The organism is Bacteroidota bacterium (assembly GCA_016699695.1).
Classification (GTDB): Bacteria; Bacteroidota; Bacteroidia; order Bacteroidales; family UBA10428; genus UBA10428.
Genome location: CP065006.1, coordinates 3,211,814 through 3,238,156, shown reverse-complemented (window position 1 = coordinate 3,238,156; position 26,343 = coordinate 3,211,814). Strand labels below are relative to the sequence as shown.

General features: G+C 40.6%; 24 protein-coding genes. 14 read left to right on the top strand and 10 right to left on the bottom strand.

Annotated features, from left to right (window positions below; all coding sequences use genetic code 11):
* Position 1: 1 nt before the first annotated feature.
* The 4 genes from IPM71_13500 to IPM71_13485 form a co-directional block, all read right to left on the bottom strand.
* A complete protein-coding gene (locus IPM71_13500; GenBank protein ID QQS50585.1) occupies positions 2 to 418 on the bottom strand; it encodes a response regulator in 417 nt (138 codons plus the stop codon).
* A gap of 194 nt (positions 419 to 612) precedes the next feature.
* Positions 613 to 1,008: a hypothetical protein gene (locus IPM71_13495; protein QQS50584.1), complete on the bottom strand. Its 396-nt coding sequence runs from the start codon at positions 1,006 to 1,008 to the stop codon at positions 613 to 615.
* A gap of 74 nt (positions 1,009 to 1,082) precedes the next feature.
* Entirely contained in the window at positions 1,083 to 1,859 is a 777-nt protein-coding gene (locus tag IPM71_13490; protein QQS50583.1) for a hypothetical protein, read from the bottom strand.
* 144 nt (positions 1,860 to 2,003) lie between these two features.
* The gene (locus IPM71_13485; protein QQS50582.1) at positions 2,004 to 2,732 is read right to left on the bottom strand and encodes a tRNA 2-thiocytidine biosynthesis protein TtcA; all 729 of its coding nucleotides are present in this window, start codon (positions 2,730 to 2,732) and stop codon (positions 2,004 to 2,006) included.
* Between the two features lie 461 nt (positions 2,733 to 3,193).
* Between IPM71_13485 and IPM71_13480 the strand changes: the two genes are divergently transcribed.
* From IPM71_13480 to IPM71_13440, 9 genes are all read left to right on the top strand, one after another.
* Entirely contained in the window at positions 3,194 to 3,799 is a 606-nt protein-coding gene (locus IPM71_13480) for a V-type ATP synthase subunit E (protein ID QQS50581.1), read from the top strand.
* 10 nt (positions 3,800 to 3,809) lie between these two features.
* The gene (locus IPM71_13475) at positions 3,810 to 4,667 is read left to right on the top strand and encodes a DUF2764 family protein (protein QQS50580.1); all 858 of its coding nucleotides are present in this window, start codon (positions 3,810 to 3,812) and stop codon (positions 4,665 to 4,667) included.
* Between the two features lie 10 nt (positions 4,668 to 4,677).
* A complete protein-coding gene (locus tag IPM71_13470) occupies positions 4,678 to 6,435 on the top strand; it encodes a V-type ATP synthase subunit A (GenBank protein ID QQS50579.1) in 1,758 nt (585 codons plus the stop codon).
* A 29-nt stretch (positions 6,436 to 6,464) separates the two neighbouring features.
* Complete coding sequence (locus IPM71_13465) at positions 6,465 to 7,784, top strand: V-type ATP synthase subunit B (protein ID QQS50578.1); 1,320 nt, start codon at positions 6,465 to 6,467, stop codon at positions 7,782 to 7,784.
* Positions 7,785 to 7,834: 50 nt separating this feature from the next.
* A complete protein-coding gene (locus tag IPM71_13460; GenBank protein ID QQS50577.1) occupies positions 7,835 to 8,434 on the top strand; it encodes a V-type ATP synthase subunit D in 600 nt (199 codons plus the stop codon).
* Between the two features lie 8 nt (positions 8,435 to 8,442).
* Positions 8,443 to 10,233 carry a hypothetical protein gene (locus tag IPM71_13455; protein QQS50576.1) on the top strand — a complete coding sequence of 597 codons (1,791 nt, stop codon included), beginning with the start codon at positions 8,443 to 8,445 and terminating at the stop codon, positions 10,231 to 10,233.
* Positions 10,234 to 10,267: 34 nt separating this feature from the next.
* Positions 10,268 to 10,717, top strand: coding sequence for a V-type ATP synthase subunit K (locus tag IPM71_13450; protein QQS50575.1), 450 nt, complete (start codon positions 10,268 to 10,270; stop codon positions 10,715 to 10,717).
* Between the two features lie 143 nt (positions 10,718 to 10,860).
* Positions 10,861 to 11,367 carry a DUF456 domain-containing protein gene (locus IPM71_13445; protein QQS50574.1) on the top strand — a complete coding sequence of 169 codons (507 nt, stop codon included), beginning with the start codon at positions 10,861 to 10,863 and terminating at the stop codon, positions 11,365 to 11,367.
* Between the two features lies 1 nt (position 11,368).
* Positions 11,369 to 12,046 carry a CAP domain-containing protein gene (locus IPM71_13440; protein QQS50573.1) on the top strand — a complete coding sequence of 226 codons (678 nt, stop codon included), beginning with the start codon at positions 11,369 to 11,371 and terminating at the stop codon, positions 12,044 to 12,046.
* Between the two features lie 14 nt (positions 12,047 to 12,060).
* Here IPM71_13440 and IPM71_13435 read toward each other — a convergent pair whose 3' ends face one another.
* The 5 genes from IPM71_13435 to IPM71_13415 form a co-directional block, all read right to left on the bottom strand.
* Positions 12,061 to 12,510, bottom strand: coding sequence for a GNAT family N-acetyltransferase (locus tag IPM71_13435; GenBank protein ID QQS50572.1), 450 nt, complete (start codon positions 12,508 to 12,510; stop codon positions 12,061 to 12,063).
* Positions 12,511 to 12,513: 3 nt separating this feature from the next.
* The gene (locus IPM71_13430) at positions 12,514 to 13,809 is read right to left on the bottom strand and encodes a phosphoribosylamine--glycine ligase (protein ID QQS50571.1); all 1,296 of its coding nucleotides are present in this window, start codon (positions 13,807 to 13,809) and stop codon (positions 12,514 to 12,516) included.
* Positions 13,810 to 14,149: 340 nt separating this feature from the next.
* Positions 14,150 to 14,413: an RNA-binding protein gene (locus IPM71_13425; protein ID QQS50570.1), complete on the bottom strand. Its 264-nt coding sequence runs from the start codon at positions 14,411 to 14,413 to the stop codon at positions 14,150 to 14,152.
* Between the two features lie 52 nt (positions 14,414 to 14,465).
* Positions 14,466 to 15,629, bottom strand: a complete 1,164-nt coding sequence (locus IPM71_13420; GenBank protein QQS50569.1) for an IS4 family transposase — start codon at positions 15,627 to 15,629, stop codon at positions 14,466 to 14,468.
* Positions 15,630 to 15,822: 193 nt separating this feature from the next.
* Positions 15,823 to 16,821 carry an ornithine carbamoyltransferase gene (locus tag IPM71_13415; protein QQS50568.1) on the bottom strand — a complete coding sequence of 333 codons (999 nt, stop codon included), beginning with the start codon at positions 16,819 to 16,821 and terminating at the stop codon, positions 15,823 to 15,825.
* Between the two features lie 223 nt (positions 16,822 to 17,044).
* On the opposite strand from IPM71_13415, the gene IPM71_13410 reads away from it, so the two are divergent.
* From IPM71_13410 to IPM71_13395, 4 genes are all read left to right on the top strand, one after another.
* A complete protein-coding gene (locus IPM71_13410; protein QQS50567.1) occupies positions 17,045 to 17,734 on the top strand; it encodes a hypothetical protein in 690 nt (229 codons plus the stop codon).
* 171 nt (positions 17,735 to 17,905) lie between these two features.
* Positions 17,906 to 20,338 carry a DNA translocase FtsK 4TM domain-containing protein gene (locus tag IPM71_13405; protein QQS50566.1) on the top strand — a complete coding sequence of 811 codons (2,433 nt, stop codon included), beginning with the start codon at positions 17,906 to 17,908 and terminating at the stop codon, positions 20,336 to 20,338.
* Positions 20,339 to 20,372: 34 nt separating this feature from the next.
* Positions 20,373 to 21,023 carry an outer membrane lipoprotein carrier protein LolA gene (locus tag IPM71_13400; protein QQS50565.1) on the top strand — a complete coding sequence of 217 codons (651 nt, stop codon included), beginning with the start codon at positions 20,373 to 20,375 and terminating at the stop codon, positions 21,021 to 21,023.
* A 116-nt stretch (positions 21,024 to 21,139) separates the two neighbouring features.
* Positions 21,140 to 22,777 (top strand): ABC-F family ATP-binding cassette domain-containing protein, encoded by a 1,638-nt coding sequence (locus IPM71_13395; GenBank protein QQS50564.1) that lies wholly within the window; start codon positions 21,140 to 21,142, stop codon positions 22,775 to 22,777.
* A 213-nt stretch (positions 22,778 to 22,990) separates the two neighbouring features.
* Here IPM71_13395 and IPM71_13390 read toward each other — a convergent pair whose 3' ends face one another.
* A complete protein-coding gene (locus IPM71_13390) occupies positions 22,991 to 25,135 on the bottom strand; it encodes an HDIG domain-containing protein (protein ID QQS50563.1) in 2,145 nt (714 codons plus the stop codon).
* Between the two features lie 362 nt (positions 25,136 to 25,497).
* Between IPM71_13390 and IPM71_13385 the strand changes: the two genes are divergently transcribed.
* Positions 25,498 to 26,226: a C40 family peptidase gene (locus tag IPM71_13385; GenBank protein QQS50562.1), complete on the top strand. Its 729-nt coding sequence runs from the start codon at positions 25,498 to 25,500 to the stop codon at positions 26,224 to 26,226.
* Positions 26,227 to 26,343: the final 117 nt, after the last annotated feature.

The following is a 26,343-nucleotide window of genomic DNA, read 5'->3' as shown; positions in this document are numbered from 1 at the left end:
ATTAATCTGAAAAAGAATCTGGCAAAATTGACTGTTCGGACAGTTGGATGGGTATTTTAGATACCAAGTCGGCTATACGATGCTGACCGGTTTTACTTTTCAGAATATAATCTCTTGCACCGCTTCGAATACAAAGTGTTGCCTTTTTTAAATCTGACTCAGAGGTAAGAAAAAGAAACTGAGTATTTTCAAATAAGCGTTTGTATTCCAGCATAAACTCCAGGCCACTCCAGGATTCTAACCCAAAATTACTCTCAGTGATCACAATATCTGCTGCATCCATTTGTGTTGAATAGCAATCCTCACCTGAGCTAAACTCCACAATTCTATGGTAATGCTTTGATTTTAGCAAATTCACAGTTCTTTTGCGGTAAGCCTCATTGGCATCGACCAGGTATATTATAGGCTGATTTTTCATTAAAAGCAAATTGGTTTGCTTGCGGTCAAAGTTAAGTACATCATTGCGAAGTTAACCTTACTAAAACACAGATCCTATATTTACCGGCAAATCGCATTAAAGTAGCTATTTCCGAAAAAATTGCACTAGTGATTTATACAGACTTCCATAAAAAAACCCGGCCATACCGGGTTCTTATCATTAGTCAGAAAAATCTATTGAATAAGTGATACATCCACCATGGAATGTCCAACCTGATTATCCTTAAAGCGTACCAGCAGATCGTAAAAGCCTGTTTTATTGCATTCAAAACTTAATTTATCAAAATACTTCTCACCTATTCCATTGGTCATAATAAGGTTATCGGCATCGAGCAGCTCGATAATAGCTTTGCCAGGTTTATCGTTCACATTGTTTGTTACTGCAAAAATATAGCGCGAACCTTTATTGAGTTTGAGGGTGATGAAATACTCATTCTCATAGTCGATATCGCTAACAACCTCAAGATTAAACTCAATCTGTTTAATAAACAATTCTTTCTGCGCAAAAGCAGACTGATGGGCTGCAATGCTTAAAAAGAGTATTACACTTATGGCTTTGAACGATTTCATGATTTTCACGATTTAGTCTTCACTATAAAGCTATATGCAAATGGGGAGAGGTAAAAAACAAATTTTAAACAATTCTATTCTGTTTTAAGGCTCAGCCACTCGAGTTTGCTATCGAGCAATATTAACTTGGCATTCTCAGAAATCCGTTGTACATCGGAACCACTCAGGCGAACAATCTCTTTCGATATTTCTTCGTAATAATAATCACGAGTAAGATCGTCGCATTTTGTTGTGCCATTGCGTAAATAAAACAATGCTTTCACCTGTCTTTTTTCATCGAAACTCTTAAGGGCATCGACCAACGATTGAAGGCGAGTAAAATTTTTACCATACTCTTCCCACCAGGCTTTGGCAGCTTTTACAGCCAATGCCTGGGCTATTTCGCGCAACATTGCTTCGGTAGCTGTTTCGAGTTTTTTTCGGTTGGTTGTATTGTTGTAATACGCCGGAAAGGTTACTTTGATGTGTGTAATTAGCTCGTCTTTTGGCAGATGAATGCCTGAAAAACCGAAATTATTAAAAGAAATCTCTTCAATAAGCCAACCTGCTCTGATGGAAAGATAATCGATGTCGTAATCAATAATCTGGCCGTGTCCAAAAAATTTCTCGGCTCCGGGATAAATCAGGCTACCAGTATTTTCAAGCTTCTTTTTCTCCGTATTATCGAGCATTTTAACTAATTCGGGCATCGCAAGACCTTGCAGGTTCTCTATATTCGATTTGGCAGCTTTCACAAGCTTCCAATCGGTGCCGGAAAAATCAGCGAGACTTGTTTTTGGTATTTGTGCCTGAAGCAGGCTGCCTGTAACAAGCATCGAAAAGACAAAGGCCAACAAATTAGGTGTTTTCATCCTTATAAATGTTATATATTTTTAATCTGGTAGAACTTCCCCTTCCCTGCTAAATATTTTACTGATATGCTTCCCTTCAGGTGCATTCTATCTTAAAAAAATTGCACTATTATAAAAGTAATAAAAAAAGTGTAAAAACAATGTTCACTCTTTCCTTTGAGGCAAATATTCAGTGAAGATGTTTTCCATCGATCTGAAAATATTCTTCCGGGCATTGTTAGAATTATCGCTCAGCAAATCAATTTTATGTTTCAATGTTTTCCGCTTGCTGTTTTCGAAGGGACATTGCTTTACTTCTTTTTTAAAATTTCGCTCCAAAGCATAAAGCTCTAACTGCTCCTCAGTTACTTCCAGCATGGGTCTGATTACTGTTAACCTGCCATTGAACATATCGAACTTATAAGGCATGGAACTCATGGAACCATGGTATATCATATTCATAAAAAGAGTTTCAATGGCATCGTCCATATGGTGTCCAAAGGCAAGCTTATTATAACCTTGTTCGCGGTTAATTGAAAAAAAAACTTTTCTGCGATGCCATGAACAGATAAAACACATTGATTTTTCAACGGAACTATTTGTTTCAAAACCGGGCCTCACCAACATAAATGGTATTTTCAGGTTGTTGCAAATAGTTCGGAGATATTCAATATCGGTTTGATAACCAATTTCTTCGATTAACACATGCACAGCCAGCACATCTATCTTGAAAGGCAGGCGTTTGGAATGGTCCGCAATTGCTTCCAATAACACGAGAGAATCTTTACCTCCCGATAGAGCAACCATCAGACGGTCGCCTTCAGAAAGCAATTCCTGTTTTCGTATGGTTCGCCAGATATGTCTTTTTAAGTTTTCGGTATATCTTGTATTCATCCAAACTCCTCCTGTACGCTAAATCTTTTTAACTTAGATGCGACAACAAAACTACTTATTAATTTTATCCATGCGCCCTATACTTGTATTGTTAATGATTGGTTTTCTTTCAGCCGGATGTGCTTCCTCGAAGTATTCTCGGGAACTAAGACATAAATCCAAAGATTGCGATTGCTCTAAAAAACAAAAGGCCCCTTCGAATCAATATAAAAAACATCGTACCTTGTAAGTTCAGAATTTGAATGAATGAGTGAAGTGGTGAATGATGGAATAATTGAATGGGTGAATGAAAGAATTTTTAATTCAATTTAATAAACAAGTATCAAGCAATTAAAGTATTTTTATCCGTCCTGATCAGTAAAAACTCCTTTTACATATTAAAACTTTGATTAAATTGCGGTCGTTTTGTTATTCGGATAACAATAATATTATAAGTAACTGAAAAAGAAATTGATATAGAAATGCAAAGTAAACTTCAAGAACTCACCGAGAAGATATACCAGGAAGGTCTTGCCAAAGGGAATGAAGAAGGCCGCGCCCTGGTTGACAAGGCTAAAAAAGAAGCTTCGGAAATTATTGCGAATGCGAAAAAAGAAGCCGGTACCATACTCGCAGAGGCGCAAAAACAGGCAGCCGAAACAAAAAAGAACACCGAATCGGAAATTAAGCTTTCGGCAAGACAAGCCTTGAATGCTTTGAAACAACAAATTACCGATGCTGTGAACAGCAAAGTTATCGCCTCTGCAACAGGAAAAGCCTTCGATGCCGAGTTTGCCAAGCAACTGATTGAGTCGACTTTAAAAAACTGGGCAGGTAGCCAGGTTGCAGACCTGAACCTCGTAATACCCAAAGCACAGGAAAAAGAGCTGACCGAACACCTGAAAAAATCGGTAAAAGATTTGTTCGAAAAAGGCCTGACCATAAGCAACGATGCTTCGGTAAAAGCCGGATTCCAGATTACTGCCAAGGACGGAAGCTACAAAATCAGCTTTACTGACGAAGATTTTAATAACTTCTTCAGACAGTACCTTCGTCCTAAGCTAATTCAATTTTTATACGAAGCGTAAAACAGTATCTATGAGCCGACAATACTATTACCTGGTTGCCGGATTACCAGATATATTGCTGGATGACACAAAAATGATCCTTTCGCCAGTCGAATACCGGTCATTTTTGGCGGAGCACTTGCCAGTAGAAGATTTTGATTTGATCCGTCTGTACTTCTGGCCATTTGATCATCAGAACCTTCTGAACAGGTTAAAAGGATCCGACGAACCCCATGCAGAATCGGGTAACCTGAGTGCCGAAATGCTGGAGCAATTGTTGGCTGCTGCAAAAGATGCATCATACGATTCACTGCCCTTTAAGTGCCCTTCTTACCTGCCGCTTTTTATCGATGCCTACAAGGCCGAGCAGGCAATAATACCCAACAAAAGTTGGGATTTACAACTTACCGAACTCTATTTCCAGCATGCTTTGCAAGTGCCCAACAAGTTTGTACAAGCCTGGATCCTCTTTGAACAAAAGCTCGGAAATGTGCTCACAGCATACAAATGCCGAGAGAACAGCCTAACAATCGAAACTCAGTTAGTAGGCAATGATGAAATACAAGATAAGCTCATTCGAAGCTCTGCCCGTGATTTTGGATTAGATTCCGATGAGCTTCCTTATTCCGAAGCCATATTCAGGGCTTTGGAAACAAATGAGCTTTTCGAACAGGAAAAACGAATTGATACCATTCGTTGGGAACTTCTTGATGAACAATCGTTTTTTCACTATTTCAGTGTAGAAAAACTATTTACGTTTTTAATTAAACTGGCTATCATAGAGCGCTGGATGCGTTTGGATAAAAATACAGGATTAGAATTTTTTAAAGATATGCTGAAAAAGCTCGAAACCAGCTATGAGTTTCCTGCCGATTTTAGTTTAAAATAAGTCAACAAACATGTCAACACAAGGTAAAGTAAAAGGTATTATTGCCAACCTCGTAATCGTGGAGGCCGATGGTCCTGTTTCGCAGAACGAAATCTGCTACATTCTTACTGGCGAAACGAAACTGATGGCCGAGGTAATTAAAATAAACGGTTCCAACACTTATGTGCAGGTATTTGAAAGTACACGGGGAGTAAAAATTGGGTTCGAGGTAGAATTTGCCGGGCACATGCTCGAGGTAACACTGGGACCTGGTATCCTTTCAAAAAACTACGACGGGCTTCAGAACGACCTCGATAAAATGAAGGGAGTATTTCTGAAACGTGGCGAATATACTCACCCTTTGGACATAGAAAAGAAATGGGATTTTAAGGTTCTTGCAAAAGTAGGCGATACAGTTCAGGCAGGCGACTGGTTAGGAGAAGTAGACGAAAACAGCATGCCTCACAAAATTATGGTACCCTTTAAACTAAAGGGAAGCTTTAAGTTAAAAAGCCTAGCTGCAGCAGGAAAATATACCATCGAGGAAACAATTGCTGTAATCGAAGACAAAGAAGGCAACGAGACAAAAATCAACATGATGCAGAAATGGCCTGTAAAAGTAGCCATTACCAATTACAAAGAAAAACCTCGTCCGTTTAAACTGCTCGAAACAGGGGTGCGTACCATCGATACACTTAATCCGATTGTAGAAGGTGGAACAGGTTTTATTCCCGGTCCCTTTGGTGCAGGAAAAACTGTATTGCAGCATGCTATTTCAAAACAAGCAGAAGCCGATATTGTGATTATCGCAGCCTGTGGCGAACGTGCCAACGAAGTAGTAGAGATTTTTACCGAGTTTCCGGAATTGGAAGATGCCCGCACAGGACGTAAACTTATTGAGCGTACCACCATCATTGCCAACACTTCCAACATGCCTGTTGCTGCCCGCGAAGCTTCGGTTTATACTGCTATGACCCTCGGCGAATATTACCGTGCCATGGGTCTTCGAGTATTGATGTTGGCCGATTCTACTTCTCGTTGGGCTCAAGCTCTGCGCGAAATGTCGAACCGGCTCGAAGAGCTCCCTGGTCCGGATGCCTTCCCTATGGATTTACCTGCGATTATTTCGAATTTTTACGCACGAGCAGGATATGTATATTTGAATAATGGAGAATCAGGTTCAATCACCTTCCTTGGAACAGTATCTCCGGCAGGTGGTAACCTCAAAGAACCTGTAACCGAATCGACCAAAAAGGCAGCCCGCTGTTTTTATGCTTTGGCCCAGGGACGTGCCGATAGCAAACGCTACCCTGCGGTTGACCCAATTGACAGTTATTCGAAATACCTCGAATACCCCGAGTTTGCTGAATACATCAACGGTGTTATTTCCGAAGATTGGCTGGAAATGGTCAATACCACCAAAACAATCTTACTACGCGGAAAAGAAACCTATGAGCAAATCAACATCCTTGGGGATGACGGCGTGCCGGTCGAATACCATGTTAATTATTGGAAATCGGAGTTAATAGACTTTGTAATCCTTCAACAAGATGCCTTTGACAAGATCGACCAGTCGACCCCTATCGAACGCCAGGAGTATATGCTGAAAAGCATATTGGATATTTGCCACACAGAGTTTAGTTTCGATTCATTTAACGAAGTAAACGCTCATTTTAAGAAGATGATTAATACCTGTAGGCAAATGAATTATTCTGAGTTTAAATCGGAAAAATTCAACAAGTTCGAAAATGAACTCAAAGAGTTGGTAAAAGAGAAACAGGCTGCCTGATAAAATACGAAACAGTAAATAAATAAAGCATGGAAAACAAGGCTTTTCAGAAAATATACACAAAAATTTCGCAAATCACAAAGGCAACCTGCTCGCTAAAAGCCACTGGCATAGGTAACGAAGAGCTGGCCATTGTGCATGGCAAGCTGGCACAGGTGGTAAAACTTGTCGGTGATAACGTTACCCTTCAGATTTTTGGTGGTACAGAGGGAATCCCAACTAATGCCGAAGTAACTTTCCTTGGTAAAGCTCCAAGCTTAAAAGTAAGCGATGACCTGGCCGGAAGATTTTTCAATGCCTTTGGCGACCCTATCGATGGTGGCCCTGCCTTAGAAGGAGTGGAAGTTGAAATTGGCGGCCCGTCGGTAAATCCTGTAAGGCGCAAACAACCCTCTGAGCTCATTGCAACCGGTATTGCTGGTATCGACTTAAACAATACCCTGGTTTCCGGACAAAAAATTCCTTTCTTTGCCGACCCCGATCAGCCTTACAACCAGGTGATGGCAAGTGTAGCTTTGCGTGCAAAAGCCGATAAAATTATTCTTGGAGGAATGGGGCTTACCAACGACGATTACCTCTATTATAAAAATGTTTTCGACAATGCAGGTGCCCTCGACCGCATTATAAGCTTTGTAAATACAACCGATAATCCACCTGTGGAGCGCTTGTTGGTGCCTGATATGGCCCTTACAGCAGCAGAATATTTTGCCGTGAAGAAAAACGAATCGGTATTGGTATTGCTCACCGACATGACTCTTTATGCTGATGCCTTGAGTATTGTTTCGAATCGTATGGACCAGATTCCATCGAAAGATTCTATGCCCGGATCGCTATATTCCGATCTGGCAAAAATATATGAAAAAGCCGTTCAATTTCCCGAAGGAGGTTCAATAACTATCATCGCCGTAACAACCCTTTCTGGTGGAGATATTACCCATGCTATTCCGGATAACACCGGATACATTACCGAAGGACAGCTCTTTTTACGCCGCGATTCGGATATTGGAAAAGTAATTGTTGACCCTTTCCGGTCCCTCTCGCGTTTAAAGCAGCTGGTTATAGGTAAAAAAACCCGGGCCGACCACCCTCAAGTGATGAACGCTGCGGTGCGCCTTTTTGCCGATGCAGCGAATGCCAAAACCAAACTCGAAAACGGTTTCGACCTTACTGATTACGACCAAAGGAGCCTTCAGTTTGCCAAAGATTATTCCAATAAACTGCTGGCCATTGATGTAAACATCGAAGTAAACGAGATGCTCGATACAGGATGGAGTTTATTCAGCAAACACTTTAAACCAGAGGAAGTAGGTATTAAACAAGAATTGGTAGATCAATATTGGCCTAAATAGTTTAAAGTTTAAACCTTGAACTTTAAACTTTGAACTTACAAAAAGAATAGATGGCAATATCATTTCAATATAACAAAACTTCGTTACAGGGCCTCGAGAAACAGCTTAAGGTGCGTGTAAGAGCCTTGCCAACCATAAAGAACAAAGAGTCGGCATTGCGCATCGAAGTGAAAAGGGCAAAAGATGAAAGCAAACGTCTTGAAGATGAATTGAATGCTGCCATCGAATCTTACAGCAACATGGTGGCGCTTTGGGGCGAATTCGACAACACCTTGCTTAAAGTAGTGGATGTTAAACTCGATGTGAAAAAGATTGCCGGCGTAAAAACTCCTGTTTTGAATAAAATTGAATTTGAGCAGGCTGTTTTCAGCGTATTCAATGCCCCCAAATGGTACCTCGATGGTATAGCCATTGTGAAGAACATGGTGAAGATATCCATTGAACAGGAGGTGTTTCTGCGTAAGATGCAGCTACTGGATCATGCACGAAAAAAAACCACCCAGAAAGTGAATCTTTTCGAGAAAGTTCAGATACCGGGATACCAGGATGCCATTCGAAAAATAAAGCGCTTTATGGAAGACGAGGATAACCTCTCCAAATCGTCTCAGAAAATTGTAAAAACCCGTCAACAAGAGGAGGCTGAAGCATGATTGTGCCAATGAAAAAATATGCTTTCCTGGTTTATCACAAGGATTACTTGGATTTCCTAAGCGAACTTCAGGAACTAGGCGTATTGCATGTGATTGAAAAAAAAACGGGAGAGATTGAAGATGTAGCTTTAAGAGAAAAATTCTCACAAATACAGCAATACAATCAGCTTGTATCATTTCTACAAAAACGACAAATTGAACCAGCCAAGGAACTAAAAGAGTTGGATGGTTTAAAAATTTTCAAGGAAATTAAAGAACTTCAAATTCAAAAAGATCAATACCTGCAGCAGCTTACAACACTCAAAAAGGAACAATCTTTGCTCGAGCCATGGGGCGATTTTTCATGGTCGACCATTGACAACCTTCAAAAAGCTGGAATTAAAGCCCGATTCTTAAGTTGTTCTGCCCGGAAGTTTTCTGATGCTTGGCAAAATAGTTTTTATGTTGAAGCCATTAACGAAATAAAAGGACAAATCTATTTTGTGCTTTTTGAAAAAATCAATGAAAAAACCGAGATCGATGCAGAGGAAATAACACTGCCGCGACGAAAATTAAGTGATGTTTTAGAGCAGATCAATGAAACAAACACCAAGCTCGAAAATACAGAGACACTTTTTGATAACTATGCCGCAACTGCCATCGAAGCGCTTATAAAAACAAAAAACAAATTTACAGGCGAAGTCACTTTCGACAAAGTTGTTTTGAACACTCAAAAAGAAGCCGATGATAAATTGATGATTCTCGAAGGTTGGGTTCCTAATGATAAAGCAGAAGTCCTGGTCGCCTACCTCGAAAAGAAATCGGTTTATTACAATATGTATGAACCTTCAAAGGAAGATTCGATACCGATTAAATTAAAAAATAACTGGTTTAGCCGATTGTTTGAACCCATTGGAGAATTATACTCTCTACCCCAGTATAACGAACTTGATTTAACGCCATTCTTTGCTCCGTTTTTCATGTTGTTTTTCGGTTTTTGTCTTGGCGATATTGGTTATGGACTGCTTATACTTCTAGCCGCATTTTATTACAAGCCAAAGGTAAAACCCAAAATCCGACCTATACTTACTTTAGGACAGTTTTTGGGAATATCAACCATTCTTATGGGCTTAGTGAGCGGTACATTCTTTGGAATAAACCTGCTTGAAACCAATTTTCTCTTTTTCCCATCGCTTCGGTTTATGATGTTGGATAGCAATGAATTAATGACACTTGCGCTCATAATTGGAGGCATTCAAATCATATTTGGTATTTGTATAAAAGCAGTAAGAATAATTCTTTTCGAAGGATTTAGAGCCAGCTTAGCTACTCTTGGATGGATTGTAGTAATTGCAGGATGCGCTGCTGTATATTTTCTGTCTGATTTTGGTTACATCGCAAAAGAGAGTTCCAAGAATTTATATCTGATAATTGGCGTGATTGGTGGAGTACCCATCTTATTTCTGAATAGTCCGGGTAAAAATATCTTTCTCAACTTCGGGTTAGGCTTATGGGATAGTTATGGTATGCTTTCTGGTTTATTGGGCGACTTACTTTCCTACATTCGTTTGTTTGCCCTGGGTATTTCAAGTGCCGTTTTAGGTTTGGTGTTTAATCAAATAGCAGTTGGATTAAGCGGAGATATTCCAGTAGTAAGCCACATAATTATGATATTGATACTTCTATTTGGGCATACTCTAAACCTTGGCCTTTCGGCATTAGGTTCGTTTGTTCACCCAATGCGTTTAACATTTGTAGAATTTTATAAAAACTCCGGTTTTTCCGGTGGCGGATTAAAATATAAACCTTTCATTAAATAAGAATTTAAATTAATAAACACTAAAAATAAAAATTATGGAACCTATTATTTTGGCCTATATCGGAATTGGATTGATGGTAGGCTTAGCAGGCGTTGGCAGCGCATATGGATGTACAATTGCCGGTAATGCCACTATCGGAGCTTTAAAGAAAACTCCCGAAGCCTTTGGTAATTTTCTTGCCCTATCGGCCATGCCTGGTACACAAGGTATTTATGGCTTTGTTGGCTTTTTCGTTTTACAAGGTCGGTTGGTTGCTGAAATGAGCTGGTGGCATGCTGCAGCAATTTTTGGAGCCGGAATTGCTTTGGGTTTGGCTGGTTTATTATCTGCTATCAGACAAGGTCAGGTTTGTGCCAATGGCATTGCAGCCATCGGATCGGGTCATAATGTTTTTGGTAATACCTTAATTATGGCTGCTTTTCCTGAATTGTATGCCATTCTTGCATTGTTGGTAACTATACTTATTAATGGCACATTAGGTTAATAGTTCTTTAGATATATAAAAAAGTCTCTGGTTATGCTACCAGAGACTTTTTTGTTTTAGCACGAAAAAGCAAGCACGCTTATAAGTTTTTCATTCATTGAAACAAAATTTTATAAATTGCCCTAATTCCTTAAGGGTTAAGAATGGATATTATATTGCTATTTCTTGCGACAATTCTAATAATCGCTGGCTTCATGGGGTGTTTTTTACCGGTATTGCCTGGTCTGCCTTTAAGCTTGGCAGGCATGCTTCTCTTGCATTCTTCGCGCTTTGCCCAATTCGAAATCTGGGTTATTCTGGTATTGGCTTTCCTTACAATAGTTATACAGATACTCGATTACATAGTCCCTATCTGGGGCACCAAAAAATTCGGTGGCAGTCGCTTGGGGGCCTGGGGAAGCATTTTAGGTTTAATTGCAGGAATGTTCTTTTTACCTGCCATAGGTCCGTTTGGAATTATTACCATCTTGGCTGGCCCATTTTTTGGAGCTTGGCTGGGTGAGCTCATTGCCGGACAAACAAATAAAACAGCCATTAGGGCAGCTTTTGGCTCCTTTGTGGGGTTTATTGCCGGAACCTTTATGAAGATAGCCCTGGCGTCGGTTATCACCATTTTATGCGTTAAAAATGTAGTTTCTAATTCCTTTTAAAATGAAAGTATTTACACTTCTATTGATTTTATTCCTGGGATTTAAAACTCTAACAGCCCAGTCTATTTATGCCGAAACAGACTATAATACTTACAGAAATCATCCTGCCTTTCAAAAAACAATCGACCCTAAGAATTTTGATATTGCCCTGCTTAATGCGAGTATATTCTTTGCCACCAATGCAATACGGGCTAAAAATGGACTCTCTATTCTGTCGTACCATGCTGCATTGGAAGAAGCTGCCGGCATCCATTCGCAAGACATGGCTAAAGACAACTTTTTCAGTCATACCAACCCCAAAAACAAGAAACACCGCGAAGCAGATGACAGAGCGATTGTGGCCGGAATTGCCAATCCGCATTTGGCAGAAAACATTATCGAGGGATTTATTCTGCAATATCGGTCGAATATGCAAGTAATACCAGTTGAACCTGGGGTATTTCGCAACCCGGAAATAAACCAACTTCTCGCGGCACATACTTACCTGAGTCTATCCGATGCATTGCTGGAAGGCTGGATGAACTCGCAGGGGCACCGCGAAAATATTTTGTCGGACAAAGCATTGGAACTGGGCTGCGGCGTTGCGCTTTACTACATGGATGATTTTAACCACATGCCCGCAGTAAAAGCAACACAGAATTTTCAATGGTTCGAAAAGATAGAACTTGCAATTCCCTAAAACAAGAGTAAATACTATTCTGGTTCTGCCATCACCCATTCCGTGCGATTACGGTATTCCAGTGTATCAACTAGCTCAAACCCAAGTTTCGAATAAAAATTTACCAGACCATAGTCGTCGATAGCCAACCATAATTTTTTTCCCTCAAGGTTCTGCCGAACCTCTTGCACCCATTTTGAGCCAAGACCTTCGTTTCTTCGTTGTTCACATACAAACAGAAATCCGATATACAGGTATCCCTTCTGAAACCATTTCTGCGCATGGTTGCCATAATACAAAGTGTCGGGCGACAGAGTCGAAAACACAATGCCACCTGCTACGATCTGGTTGTGCTCCTCGAGCACAAAAATTTGGGAGCTGGCCTGGTATTTATTCCAATAAGGTTCAATTTCCAGAGCCCAGTCGGAGGGCAGAAACTGAAAAAAGAAGGCAGAATTAGTAGTGTATTCTTTTAAAACAAGCATAGTTTACAATAAATTCCAGGCCCATAACCTGTCGGAGTCTTCGCTCCAGCGGTCGCCAATGTCAGTGCGGTAATAGCTGTTGTTAATCAGCAGGTTGCTTACACGGCTATACATTACACGCTGTGCCTCTTTCATTGTAAGCCCTGTGCCAGAAACCAGCACTGCAATACCGGTGCATCCGGTAATAAGCCATTCGCCATTAACCATTTTTAAATGCATGGGGTGAATACCCTCTTTCATTTCCTTTTTAAAGACCACCACCGCATCTTTCGAGAAAGTATTGAACGTGCGATTGTCTTCGTATGGAAAAGGAGGAACCACGTTATACACCCCTATTTGAAAGCCCTTTTTGGTTTGAATGCGAAAATTCTCCCCACGGGCAATTTTATACAACATGTATCCGATTGGCTCTGTTATTCCGGCACGTTGTATTTGTATTTGGGGAAAGCCAAAACGGGAAGTAAATTCCAAAGGATATATTCCATTGCCATTCACAATGTTATTGATATCGATATGGCCCACAAAATTGTCCTGAGCCAACCTATGTTCCAACTTCCCGAGTGTAGCATCGAAAATAGGACTTTCGTCGGTCCAGAACATGCTGGTGCCCATTTCGCCTGTAGAAACGCCCAACTCACGTGGAAAGAGTTTTTTATGCTCAAAAGTGATGTTGTAGGGTTTAATAAACTCCTTTCCATTGAAAAAGGCTGATACAGCCACTTCCACTCCAGTTACCTTTCGTTGTAATTGAAAAACTCCAAGATCCTTGCCCCATGATTTCTGGTACGCTCTCAGCATTCGGATAATGTCACCTCCATCATCTTCCTGGCCAACATACAAAAGCTGCTTGTAGTCCTGCATTTCGCCGCATGGTTTAATGACATATTGCTTCGGATGCTTTTCTACGTAGGCAATGGCATCGTCGGTATGGCTAAATTCCTTATAGTTGAGAATCTTAACCTTGTGTTTTCTTAATTCGTTTTGACCAAAATTCCTGTCAAGTTCGAGCAAATCCGAATATTCGGTGCCGCCGATAACCAGTTTTCCGGCATCGCGCAATTCGGTTGCAATTTTGCCATATCCCGTATAGTCAAACACAATCACATCAGCCCAGTCGACATGCGAAAGCCACTTTCGGCATTTTGGTACAAATCCATCGCCAATTTCGCGTGATGATTTGTCTTCCACACACATTTTTACACTGTTCCCCTCCTTTTGAATTGCATAGGCGAGATCGAGGGTTTCGCCCCATTTGGATACCATGAGAAATTTTAATTTTTTCTCACTGCTTCTAACCATAGCTGCTTGCGAAGTATTTTGTAAAGAAAATGAGCGCAAATATATTTAAAATTGTAGCACTTCGATAGAACGAAGCAATAATATTTTCAATTGATTATGAACCATTCGAGAAACGACTGAGAACAAGCGCACCAATCAGAGAACATTAATGAAAACAGAGTCAGACAAACAGAAACTACATCCTGACATTAATTGAGAAATCTTAAAAATGGAAAGCAAACATTTCAAACAAAATGCGAATTTACAAGCTGATTGTTTGTTATCATCCACAGCCTATAAAAAAGATTCCCGCGTTAAGATGCGCTTAAATTGGAGAGAACCAAACAAAATTAATTGGGAGTTAAAGAGCCATTTCCCTTACTTTGTTGGTATGTGCCCTTAATACCCGTAAATTTCGGCCTGCAACGGTTTTACCATCGAGGGTTTTTATGGCCTCCATTGCTTCTTTTTTGTTGGCCATATCCAAAAAGCAAAAGCCTTTGGATTTACCAGTTTTCTTGTCGCGGATGAGTTTAATTGCATCCACTTTTCCGAGTACCTCGAAAATGCGTTTTACATCTTCTTCGCCCATTGAATAATTGATGTTGCCCACATAAATTGTCATAATGCCGAAAAATTGAAATGTTACCAAGCTATACAAGTTCATGACTGTCCACTTAAAATAAGCTGAGTGACAGTTGTTTATAATCAAGTTCTTTGACATCATTGTAATCTATATTTGTAAATAGCTCTTTTACAGGAGTTTTGTCCAGTAGAGAGATTCCTAAAACTTGTAATATTTCGTAGGTTGAACGGTCTATTTTGAGATCATTGCCTACAATTGCAATCAAACAATATGTGATGATTGCGGTATAAATTTGGATACGGACAGCATTTTCAGAGTTACCCCAAAAGGATTTTAGCTTAAGATGCTGTTTTATCCATTTGAAAAATAGTTCTACCTGCCAACGATTCTTGTAAAGAAGTGCGATTTCCTGAGCGGTAAGCGTCATATTGTTGGTTAGGAATACAAAGGTGCGATTCATTTCGCTATCGTAGTATTTCACTTTTCGCAATTTAGCAGGGTAATCTTTTGAGACATAAAACCCTGTCAGTTTACCAATTTGGTCGCTTTGCACCCCGGTGGTCTTGTCAATCTTTTGAGAATAAATTCTTTTAAATTGAAGGTTTGACTTTGCACGGACTACGAAAAAGGCAGAAAGCAGCGTTATCTTATATAACCGGCTGTAGTCGACATAACCACGGTCGAAAATGTAGTATGCACCACCCTCATAAGGAATATAATCCATAACATTGACATCGTTTACCGTTGCAGCAGTAATATGAATGAAGGCCGGAATTTGAGTAGTGATATCGTAGAGTGTATGCAGTTTGATACCTCCTTTTGCTTTGCGGAATTTCGCCCACCAAAACACATTTAAACATAAATCAATGGTGGAAGAATCAAAGGCATAAACTTTTCCTTTAATTTCAAAATTTTCATTCTTGCGTTTATTTCGGGCGACATCAATAAGATAATACGCAAATTCTTCAAATACCTTGCTGTTTCGATTTTCATTGGCTTTTGAAAGATTACTGCGGGTAACACTTTTCCCAAAACCCAAATGGTAGGTTTTCCTGCTATGGGCTTCAATAGCAACAATCAAATCCCTGAGGCTATCTCGATTGGTAAGTTGCCCAAAGATCATGCATAACATTTGATTCCAGCAACTGAAATGACGAACATTTTTATCTGCGGAAAAACGATCTACAATACAATCGAAAACTCTCTTAGGCAGAAACTCTATAATCTGTGCAAAAACATACTTACCTTGATTCATGAAATAACATTTTCACGAATTAAGTATTTCAAATCGACACGTAACAAAAAAGTCCTGAAATATAGATTCTACAACGATTTCAAAGAACGTATTTTAATTTATAGTGGACACTAATGATACAAGTTAATAAAAAAAACCCGGAAAGGGAAACTTTCCGGGCATAAATTATAGCAAGGTCAATGAATTATACCGTTCAGGCAAGAGTAGCCACCATTACAGCCTTGATGGTGTGCATGCGGTTTTCGGCCTGGTCAAACACAATTGAATGTTTCGATTCGAATACCTCATCGTTTACTTCCATGGCATCCAATCCATATTTCTGAAAGATCTCTTCGCCAATTTTTGTTTCGCGGTTATGGTAGGCTGGCAAGCAATGCAAAAATTTCACTTTGGGGTTACCTGTGGCTTTGATAACCTCGTTGTTCACTTGGTAAGGTTTTAATAGTTTGATGCGTTCATCCCAAACAGATGCAGGCTCTCCCATGGATACCCACACATCGGTATAAAGGAAATCGGCATCTTTAACGGCTTCTTTCACATTGTCTGTTATGGTAATTTTAGCCCCTGTTTCTTTGGCAATTTCACGGCATGTATTCACCAGCTTTTCGTCGGGTTGGCATTGTTTGGAAGCTGCTGCACGGAAATCGATTCCCATTTTTGCACATCCAACCATTAAGGAGTTACCCATGTTGTTGCGTGCATCGCCCAGGTAGCAAAATTTCAATTGATTCAGGGGTTTATCGCTATGCTCCATCATGGTAAGCATATCGGCAAGAATCTGGGTAGGATGAAACTCGTCGGTAAGTCCGTTCCAGACAGGAACACCGGCATAAGCAGCCAATTCTTCCACAATGGACTGACCAAATCCGCGGTACTCAATCCCATCGTACATGCGCCCAAGCACACGTGCAGTGTCTTTCATCGATTCTTTATGCCCGATTTGCGAGCCCGAAGGTCCCAGATAGGTTACATGGGCTCCCTGATCGAATGCTGCTACCTCAAAAGCGCAACGGGTGCGGGTCGAAGTTTTTTCAAAAATCAATGCAATGTTTTTACCTTTAAGCATCGGCTGTTCGGTGCCTGCATACTTGGCTTGTTTTAAGCTGGATGAAAGATCCAATAAAAACTTAATTTCGGTAGGAGTAAAATCCAACAATTTAAGAAAATGTCGATTTTTCAGATTTACTGGCATGATAAAATATTTTAAGATGTGTGTATGTATACCGCAAAAGTATACAAATTACTGAAGCAATTTTATGAAATTAGTCTGCTGAAGAGCCCGGACGATGAAAGTATTATGCTACTTTGAAAGAAGTATATAAATAGGTTAGTAAAGAAAAAAGAGCTATCGGTCAAATAGCACGAACAACTCATGGCAAACTAAGTATATTCAACCAGGCCTAACAAAGATTATAATGCACAAAAAAAACTATTCTCTTTTTCTTCTTGTTCTGTTGGTTGGTTTGATGGCTGGTTGCAAGCATGAAGAGCACAAGGGTACTCATAAGGCAGGTAGATTGGAATACCGTATTACTTACCTCAATGCAGACCAGGGAAATTTCGATCCTTCGCTCCTGCCCCGAAAAATGATCCTTGAGTTTAATAAAGAATTTTCTACAAACACCATAGATGGCTTTATGGGTATGTTCCGCTTAAGCAACCTCACCTATTTTAATAAGCGAAAAAGTACTACCTATCTTAAAGTGCTTGACAAAAACTATGTGTTTACAGGCAACCGCAACGAATTGATGTGTTGCTTTGATATCTTCGAAAACCTGAAAATTGAAAAAGACACCACACAATTGCTTATTGCAGGCCTACAATCGCAGCATGCCAAGGTATTTATTCCTACCACCAACGAAACTTTCGATATTTTTTATACCTACGACATTGCCCTAGAGCATCCGAATGTTACAAACCCCTATCTTGATATAGATGGAGTTCTTACCGATTTTGTACTTTACATGGGGCCTTATAAGATGCGTTTTGTAGCCGAAAAATTTATTCCTGGCAAGGAACCTAAAGAGGATCTTCGGATTCCTGAATCGGCCGTGGAACTTACACGCGAAGAAATGATATTTGCCCTCGACCGCCTGATGCAGTAGTATCTCTGTTAAATGCCAATCTAGTCAGAAACTCTTTCTTTCTAAGCATCGCCTATTTTTTCTATTCGATGTTGCTATTTATCGCAAATTGTTAAATAATAATTCGTTCAATAACCTGTTATAACCATGTGGCATATTAACTTTGCCCACTAATATTGTGCAAAGCTTCTCATGGCAAAAGACAAAAAAACTTCCGAGGCTGCGGTCAAAAAAGAAAAGAAATCATTTCTGGCCGATGACAGGTTTAGAATAATCATGGGTATTTTATTACTCGCTTTTTCAGTAATCATAACCCTTTCGGTGCTTTCTTACATATTCACATGGAAGTACGATCAAAGTATAGCATGGTCTCCTGAATGGAATGAGGCTGCCTTTACTGCTAAAAACTGGATAGGAAAAATGGGTGCCGGCATCGCCAGCTTGTTGGTTGACCGTTGGTTTGGACTAGCATCCTTGTCCATACCTTTTATCGTTTTCTTGCTTGGATGTAAATTTCTCCGGATTAAAATTCTTCCATTTGGCAAATCTATGTTCGTTGCCAGCCTCTCCACGATTCTGGTCTCCTTGTGGCTGGGTTTACTCACATTAAACACTCCATTGCTTGGTAGTGGCCTTGGAGGACGTCACGGACATTTTGTGGCACTCTACCTGAAAGGCCTGGCCGGCATTATAGGGGCCGTAATAATATTGCTGGCCAGCACATTGGTTTTCCTTTATTTCTTCTGGCCCAGACTATATAACCTTACAGTGGTTATAGCTAAAATGCTTGTTCAACTTTTAAAAGGTAAAAAACCAAGTACAAATAATGATCTAAACGACCCTGAGTTTGAGACTGAAATAAAAACAGAAGCCATTAATGACCTGGTATTTGAAACTGAATTCAAGCAAAATGAAAATAATACACTGCTACAGGACAGGTTCGAAATAAAAAACACGGAGGACGTGGAGGAGGAGGATGAAGATCCGATGAATCCATACCTGGAAGAAGAAATCCATTTTCAGGACCCTCTTGCTGGAGAAAATGAACAGCCAGAAACCGAAGTTCTTCAGTCCGGCGAAACAGCAGAGTCGCATAAGGCATGGAAAAAATTCCCGTTGGAGGATTACGACCCTACGCTTGAATTATCTTCCTTCAAATTACCACCCATTGATTTGTTGGAAAAACACGATGCTGCCAACGCCAGTGTAACCAACGAAGAGCTTATCAGCAATAAGAATAAAATTGTTGAAACCCTCGGGCATTATAAAATCAGTATCGACAAAATTAAAGCCACCATTGGCCCTACGGTAACCCTCTACGAGATTGTTCCGGCACCGGGTGTACGTATTTCAAAGATAAAAAATCTCGAAGACGATATAGCACTCAACCTTTCGGCACTTGGTATACGGATTATTGCACCCATACCCGGGAAGGGTACGATAGGTATTGAGGTGCCTAACCAGCAACCCGAGGTTGTTTCGATGCGTTCGCTGATTACCTCCCGTAAGTTTCAGGAATCGAAATTCGAACTCGGCATTGCCCTTGGAAAAACCATATCGAACGAAACCTATGTATTCGACCTGGCTAAAATGCCTCACCTGCTGGTAGCAGGAGCTACAGGACAGGGAAAATCGGTAGGATTAAATGTGATCCTGGCATCGCTACTCTATCGCAAACACCCCAGCCAGCTGAAATTTGTTCTGGTTGATCCGAAAAAAGTAGAGCTTACCTTGTACCAGAGCCTCGAGAAACACTACCTGGCAAAATTACCTGAAGCAGGCGAAGCAATTATTACCGATACACAAAAAGTAATTCATACGCTTAACTCCCTGTGTATTGAAATGGATGAGCGCTATAACCTGCTCAAGAAAGCCCAGGTGCGCAACATCAAAGAGTACAACCAGAAGTTCATAAAAAGAGGACTGAACCCCGAAAACGGGCATAAATACCTGCCCTACATTGTGGTAATTATCGATGAGTTTGCCGACCTGATTATGACAGCCGGGCGCGAAGTGGAAACTCCATTGGCCCGATTGGCGCAGCTGGCTCGTGCCATCGGAATTCACCTTGTCATCGCTACTCAACGCCCCACTACCAATATTATTACAGGTGTGATTAAAGCGAACTTTCCGGCTCGCATTGCCTTTAGGGTTACATCCATGATTGATTCGCGCACCATTCTGGATAGTCCGGGAGCCAACCAACTCATTGGCCGGGGCGATTTACTCTTTGCGCCGGGCAGCGAACTGATTCGCCTCCAGTGTGCTTTTATTGATATACCAGAACTGGAGCGGATTACCAAATACATCAGCGAACAGCAAAGTTACCCTACAGCCTTTTACCTGCCCGAATACATCGACGAAAATGCCCCAGATATTCTGGATGTGGATTTGTCGAAACGCGATGCACTCTTCGACGAAGCAGCCCGATTGGTTGTGGCACATCAACAAGGCTCCACCTCACTCATACAAAGAAAATTTTCGATTGGATACAACCGTGCAGGACGCATTGTGGACCAACTAGAAGCGGCTGGAGTAGTAGGTCCGTTTGAAGGCAGCAAAGCTCGGCAAGTGCTATTTCCGGATACTTACTCTTTGGAACAATATTTGAAAAGTTTGAACTAAAACAAATCCTTGTTTTCTGAAAAATCCAAACAATATGAAAGCTCAAATAACTTACATAATTGCCCTCATTGTTCCTGTTTTAGTTAGCGGTCAGCAAGACCCGGAAGCGAAAAAGATTCTTGACCGGGTAAGCGAGAAGATGAAAACCTACCAGACCATCGAGGCAGATTTTGAGCTTGTAATTGACAACCGCATGGATAACCTTCATTCCAAAACCTCTGGAAGCATTGAGATTAAGGGAGAAAAGTATATTCTGCAATCGATGGGCACCTCAGTGTATTTCGATGGAAAGACCATGTGGAGCTATATGACCGATATCAACGAAGTAACCATTACACAACCAGGAAAAGGAGAAGGCGATTTTGTCGATAACCCGGCACTTATTTTCTCGTTTTATGACAAAAACTTCAAATACCAGCTCATAGGCGAAGCCAAAGTAGACAATTACTGGGCCTACGAAATAGATTTATACCCTGTGGATCTCAATCAGCCCTATTCGCGCTTTAAACTCTTTATCAGAAAAGACACCGACGCCATTTACATGATGAAGGCTATAAGCAAAGATGCCATCGACTACACTATTTTTATTCTGAATACGCGCTACGATAAACCTATGGACGACAGCCGCTTCACTTTCAAACCTGAAAATTATCCAAAAATTGAAGTAGTTGATCTGAGGTTTTAGTTCATGCATCGATGAGAAACCCAGGCCTTGAAAGAAACTAAAATATCAGGCTTAGTATTTATGTTTTTTTCTTTTTCAAATTCCTACCTTTGCGCGCTGAATTAAAAAACGCGTAAATGATTTCTGTTGATAGTCTAGGCCTTGAGATAGGCGGAACAAGCCTTTTTAAAGACATTTCGTTTGTAATAAATGTCAACGAACGAATTGCCCTTATGGGAAAAAATGGGGCCGGAAAATCGACCTTGCTCAAGATTATTGCTGGCGAAAAAAAACCTTCATACGGCAGGGTTTCAGCACCAAAAGACGCCGTTATTGCCTATCTGCCCCAACATCTTATTACCGATAATTCACGCACCTTATTCGAAGAGGCAAGCCAAGCATTTGCTACAATTCTTGAGTTGCAAAAAGAAATCGATAACCTCAACCACCAGCTCACGGTTCGTACCGACTATGAATCGGAGAGCTATTATGCACTCATCGAGGAGGTGTCGAACCTCAGTGAAAAGCTTTATAGCTTTGGCGATCTGAATTTCGATTCCGAAATAGAAAAAATATTACTGGGATTGGGCTTTGAAAGAAGTGATTTTAACAGGCCTACCAACGAATTCAGTGGTGGCTGGCGGATGCGAATTGAACTTGCAAAAATATTGCTGCGTAAACCCGATCTGATTCTTTTAGACGAACCAACCAACCACCTCGACATTGAATCGGTTCAATGGCTTGAAGAGTTTCTGGTTAACAGTGCCAAGGCGGTGATGGTCATTTCGCACGACCGCGCCTTTGTCGATCGTATCACTACCCGTACCATTGAAGTAACCATGGGACGCATTTACGATTACAAAGTGAACTATTCGAAATACCTTGTGCTGAGACAAGAGCGCCGCGAACAGCAACAAAAGGTTTATGATGAGCAACAAAAAATGATTGCCGAGAACCAGGAGTTTATCGAAAGGTTCAAGGGAACCTACTCCAAAACCAACCAGGTACAATCGCGTGTGCGCATGCTGGAGAAACTTGAATTAGTGGAAGTTGACGAAGTAGACAGTTCGCATCTCAAGCTAAGGTTTCCGCCAGCTCCCCGTTCAGGAAACTATCCGGTAATAGCAGAAAACGTTTCGAAGAGTTACAAAGATCATGTGGTCTTTTCTAATGCTGGCTTTACCCTCGAACGCGGTGACAAAGTTGCTTTTGTTGGAAAAAATGGCGAAGGGAAATCTACCCTCGTAAAAGCCATCATGGGAGAAATAGAACATGGTGGAAAAGTAAGCCTGGGTCATAACACACATATAGGCTATTTTGCACAAAACGAAGCTTCGCTGCTCAACGAATCATTAACAGTTTTTGAAACCATCGACGACATTGCCAAAGGTGATATACGCTCCAGAATAAAAGACCTATTGGGAGCCTTTATGTTCAGTGGCGAAGACATTGACAAAAAAGTAAAAGTGCTATCGGGAGGGGAGCGTACAAGGCTTGCCATGATAAAATTACTGCTCGAACCCTACAATCTTCTAATACTTGATGAGCCTACCAACCACCTCGACATACGAAGCAAGGATATATTGAAACAAGCCCTGATGAATTATGAGGGAACCCTTATTCTGGTTTCGCACGACCGCGATTTTCTGAATGGCCTGGTTACGAAAGTTTTCGAATTTGGGAATAAGCGCGTAAAAGAACACCTTGAGAGTATTGCAGATTTTCTGGCACGGAAAAAAATGGAACACTTAAACGAACTGGAGAAGAAGAATTGAGGCACCGTCCAATACTCGCAAATGATGCAATTTAAAGGTTAATTGTTTATTGTTTTTTAGTCCAACCATTAGAACTAAGTTATTAATTGTGGATAAAATACCAATTACAGCCCTAGTTTGTAAATTCAAATTCTGCTCTAGAATTAACACCAGTTAAATATGGTGGGGTTGACAGATAATTTATTATTCATTTACCATATAAATTCAGATTATTCATTTCGGATAAGCAATTCGTGCATGATAAATATTCTGAAGACGGAGCTTAAATACCTCTTTCACCTTTTTAATTTCTTTGAAAGTAATGTCCGCATCTTCAAACTGGCCATCGGCCATTTGCTGATTTATTAGCCTTTCCACCAGCTCATCGATACTATCAACGCTATAGTTTTCAAGGCTGCGCGAAGCTGCTTCTACTGTATCGGCCATCATCAGAACGGCAGTTTCTTTGGTAAGTGGCCGAGGCCCCGGATACTGAAAATCTTTTTTATCGACCTCTTCGTCCGGATGTTCATTCTGATAGGTCTTGTAAAAATACTTGGCCGTAGAAGTACCATGGTGCATCAGAATAAAATCTATTATTGGTTTCGGTATTTTGTGCTTTATTGCCATCTCTTCTCCGAGCTTCACATGGTTTATAATTATGCGCGCGCTATCCTTAATGTCTTTATCCTGATGGGGATTTGGACCCCCGACCTGATTTTCTATAAAATAAGAGGAGTCTATCATCTTTCCAATATCGTGGTAGAGTGCACCCGTGCGCACCAGCAAAGGACTTCCTCCGATATGCCTAATTGCCTCCTCCGACAGGTTGGCCACCTGCATGCTGTGCTGAAAGGTGGCTGGGGCATTTTCTGCAAGCTTTCGTAACAAGGGCTGATTGGTATCTGAAAGTTCCATCAGGGTGGTATCAGACAAAAAACCAAATGTTTTTTCGAAAATATAAATCAAAAGAAACGACAAGAGGGTAAAAACTCCGTTCAATCCAAAATAGCCAAAGTTACTGGTATCGATTTGAGAAAGGCTTCCCTCTTTCACCACAGAAATACCAAAATAGGTAATCGAATACGCCAGAAATACGAACAAGGCCGACAGGAAAAACCGCGAACGATGGTAAAAGTTGGTAAGACTAAACAAGGCAATCATCCCTGCAATGATATTCAGAAATACAAAGTCGTAGCTATTAAATGCCATAAAACCGGCAAGCAATACAGTAATAATGTGAATGAACAAACCTACCCTTTCGTCGAAAAATGTTCGGATAATAATAGGCAAAATGGTAAAGGGCACTACATAGAAATACTTCTTATCGAAGCCCGAAACCATGGTAGCCACAAAAATCATCAACACCATTAAAAAAAGTATGAAGCTTGTTTTTGTAAGGTTCTGAAGCACCTCCTTTCTGAAACTAAGCAAGAAAAGGTATACCACCAGAAAAGAAATTAGAGTAAGGACAATTCTGCCACCCCAGGCAAGAATATCGTTTACATTTCCTTGCTGGTTTTCGAATTCATATTTGTACGATTCGATTACCTGATTTACTTCCGGGCTTACAATTATGCCACGCGAAATAAGTAATTCCCCCTCTTGTATATACCCTTTGGTGAGCGATAATTCCTTGAGCTTTTCATTGAGCTCCATTTCGGTACGTTTTTTATCCAACAAAAGATTTTCCTGAAGGTAGGCTCCCAGATCGAGGCTATTAAAGAATGAGGCAAACCAGCTTGCCAAAGGTCGGGTATCTTTCTTGTAGGCGGCAGTAAGTTCCTTTCGAAGGAGCTCATAGGCCTCTTTGGAAGTATAAAGCTGATCGATGTTTACCTGTTCAGATAATTGGCCCCTCACCAGGTTGATAATACCTGCATCGTTAAACTGAAATTCAGTGGGCTCGGGTAAGCGTATTATCCCCTTTTGATAGAATTGTTCCAACCTCGAAACCAGAAACTGACTATAGTACTTTTGTAAATTACGCTGGTTTTGATATTTCGCACTTGTGGCGTAACTGGCTGCGTCACTTATATTAAATTCCTGTATGCAGAAGCTTATCCATTTTTTATTGAAATCTGTATAGAACTCGTCCAATTTTTCAAACCAAATCGCTGTGTCGTAAACAAAATAGGGAATCAACATATGGCTCACCGAATCGCGTTCGCGAAGCAATTCTGCTGTTGTTTTTTGAATGGAGAAACCAAACTGTGCTGTTAAATCTTCGTTCACCCATGGGCTACCTTTGGAATAATCATAGGCAAAACGACGTTCGCGGGGCAACATAAGCACTACCAGAACCGCGGCAAGCAGAAAGGCCAATAGGGTAAGTAATGGCCTTAAATGGAGCTTTGCTTTATTTATCAGATTAGCCATAATTGAGCAGTTAAGTAGCCAAATTAGCAAAATCTGAACAATTTATTGTCATGCAATGCCACACAGCTCAACAAATTTGTATCATTTATCCAAATCATCAATTAATTTTAAATGATTAGCCGCTATTATGCCAGTTACAAACTTATTTAAGTTTTGCCCACACTCACCCCTCTTTCACCTATAGGGGATGACCCTCGCTCACTGTTTACAGGTGGGAGGTAAAAAGTGCATGAAAGCAAAAAAAGAACAAACGCGTGATATTAATACTAGCTTTATCTATCTTACTGGTATGATAATGCCATTTTATTTTTGAATGATAATGCAAACCTTACTACTTTTAAACTCTGTCTAGAACACTTTTTATGAATGCACTTGTTTGCCCGCAAAGCTATTTGCCCATACGAAAAGAACCCTCACACCGCTCGGAGCAGTTAAGCCAGATGCTATTTGGAGAAACAGCAAAAGAAATTGAAAAATCGGGCGACTGGGTTCTGGTTCGAATGGATTTTGATGGATACGAAGGCTGGGTTGAACGTAAAACAATCCGCACGCTTAGCCACATCAACAGCAATGCTCCGGTTATTAAGGCTTTCTCGCGGCTGGTTGAACTTGAGGGTAATAGTATTTGGCTTTCGGTAGGCAGCGAACTATTACCAGAATTAATTGACTCAAAAACCCATACACTTATTACCATAAACGAAGAACTATTGGATGCCAAAGTTGTAGATCTGGCACTCCAGTTTATCGGAACACCCTATTTATGGGGCGGAAGAAGTTTCATGGGCATAGATTGTTCGGGTTTTACACAAGTTGTTTACAAAGCCATGGGAATCAAAATTCCGCGTGATGCTGCTCAGCAGGTATCCTGTGGAACTACAATTTCATTTCAGACCGAATCACAGGCAGGCGACCTTGCCTTTTTTGATAACCCTGAAGGTAAGATAACTCACGTAGGTATTGTGATTGAACCCGGAATTATCATTCATGCCTCAGGTTCTGTGCGCATAGACAAGCTCGACCAACAAGGCATCTTTCATACCCAAAGCAAACAATATACGCATCAACTCAGAATTATTAAACGGCTTGTATAAGTTGAAAGGAAAAAGTAAAAACTACAAAAGGCAAAAGGCTCAGCAGTATGCCCAGTAAGGGAATTTTGGAAAGCCAGCATTACAGAACTGTAGAAAGTTGAATGCTTGCAAGTAGCT

Bases quoted from the DNA above. Each gene is read 5' to 3' on its own strand.
- IPM71_13470 (QQS50579.1), top strand. From the start codon at position 4,678: ATGTCAACACAAGGTAAAGTAAAAGGTATTATTGCCAACCTCGTAATC.
- IPM71_13475 (QQS50580.1), top strand. From the start codon at position 3,810: ATGAGCCGACAATACTATTACCTGGTTGCCGGATTACCAGATATATTG.
- IPM71_13390 (QQS50563.1), bottom strand. From the start codon at position 25,135: ATGGCTAATCTGATAAATAAAGCAAAGCTCCATTTAAGGCCATTACTT.
- IPM71_13500 (QQS50585.1), bottom strand. From the start codon at position 418: ATGAAAAATCAGCCTATAATATACCTGGTCGATGCCAATGAGGCTTAC.
- IPM71_13460 (QQS50577.1), top strand. From the start codon at position 7,835: ATGGCAATATCATTTCAATATAACAAAACTTCGTTACAGGGCCTCGAG.
- IPM71_13495 (QQS50584.1), bottom strand. From the start codon at position 1,008: ATGAAATCGTTCAAAGCCATAAGTGTAATACTCTTTTTAAGCATTGCA.
- IPM71_13430 (QQS50571.1), bottom strand. From the start codon at position 13,809: ATGGTTAGAAGCAGTGAGAAAAAATTAAAATTTCTCATGGTATCCAAA.
- IPM71_13480 (QQS50581.1), top strand. From the start codon at position 3,194: ATGCAAAGTAAACTTCAAGAACTCACCGAGAAGATATACCAGGAAGGT.
- IPM71_13415 (QQS50568.1), bottom strand. From the start codon at position 16,821: ATGCCAGTAAATCTGAAAAATCGACATTTTCTTAAATTGTTGGATTTT.
- IPM71_13455 (QQS50576.1), top strand. From the start codon at position 8,443: ATGAAAAAATATGCTTTCCTGGTTTATCACAAGGATTACTTGGATTTC.
- IPM71_13385 (QQS50562.1), top strand. From the start codon at position 25,498: ATGAATGCACTTGTTTGCCCGCAAAGCTATTTGCCCATACGAAAAGAA.
- IPM71_13425 (QQS50570.1), bottom strand. From the start codon at position 14,413: ATGACAATTTATGTGGGCAACATCAATTATTCAATGGGCGAAGAAGAT.
- IPM71_13420 (QQS50569.1), bottom strand. From the start codon at position 15,629: ATGAATCAAGGTAAGTATGTTTTTGCACAGATTATAGAGTTTCTGCCT.
- IPM71_13465 (QQS50578.1), top strand. From the start codon at position 6,465: ATGGAAAACAAGGCTTTTCAGAAAATATACACAAAAATTTCGCAAATC.
- IPM71_13445 (QQS50574.1), top strand. From the start codon at position 10,861: ATGGATATTATATTGCTATTTCTTGCGACAATTCTAATAATCGCTGGC.
- IPM71_13440 (QQS50573.1), top strand. From the start codon at position 11,369: ATGAAAGTATTTACACTTCTATTGATTTTATTCCTGGGATTTAAAACT.
- IPM71_13400 (QQS50565.1), top strand. From the start codon at position 20,373: ATGAAAGCTCAAATAACTTACATAATTGCCCTCATTGTTCCTGTTTTA.
- IPM71_13405 (QQS50566.1), top strand. From the start codon at position 17,906: ATGGCAAAAGACAAAAAAACTTCCGAGGCTGCGGTCAAAAAAGAAAAG.
- IPM71_13410 (QQS50567.1), top strand. From the start codon at position 17,045: ATGCACAAAAAAAACTATTCTCTTTTTCTTCTTGTTCTGTTGGTTGGT.
- IPM71_13485 (QQS50582.1), bottom strand. From the start codon at position 2,732: ATGAATACAAGATATACCGAAAACTTAAAAAGACATATCTGGCGAACC.
- IPM71_13490 (QQS50583.1), bottom strand. From the start codon at position 1,859: ATGAAAACACCTAATTTGTTGGCCTTTGTCTTTTCGATGCTTGTTACA.
- IPM71_13395 (QQS50564.1), top strand. From the start codon at position 21,140: ATGATTTCTGTTGATAGTCTAGGCCTTGAGATAGGCGGAACAAGCCTT.
- IPM71_13450 (QQS50575.1), top strand. From the start codon at position 10,268: ATGGAACCTATTATTTTGGCCTATATCGGAATTGGATTGATGGTAGGC.
- IPM71_13435 (QQS50572.1), bottom strand. From the start codon at position 12,510: ATGCTTGTTTTAAAAGAATACACTACTAATTCTGCCTTCTTTTTTCAG.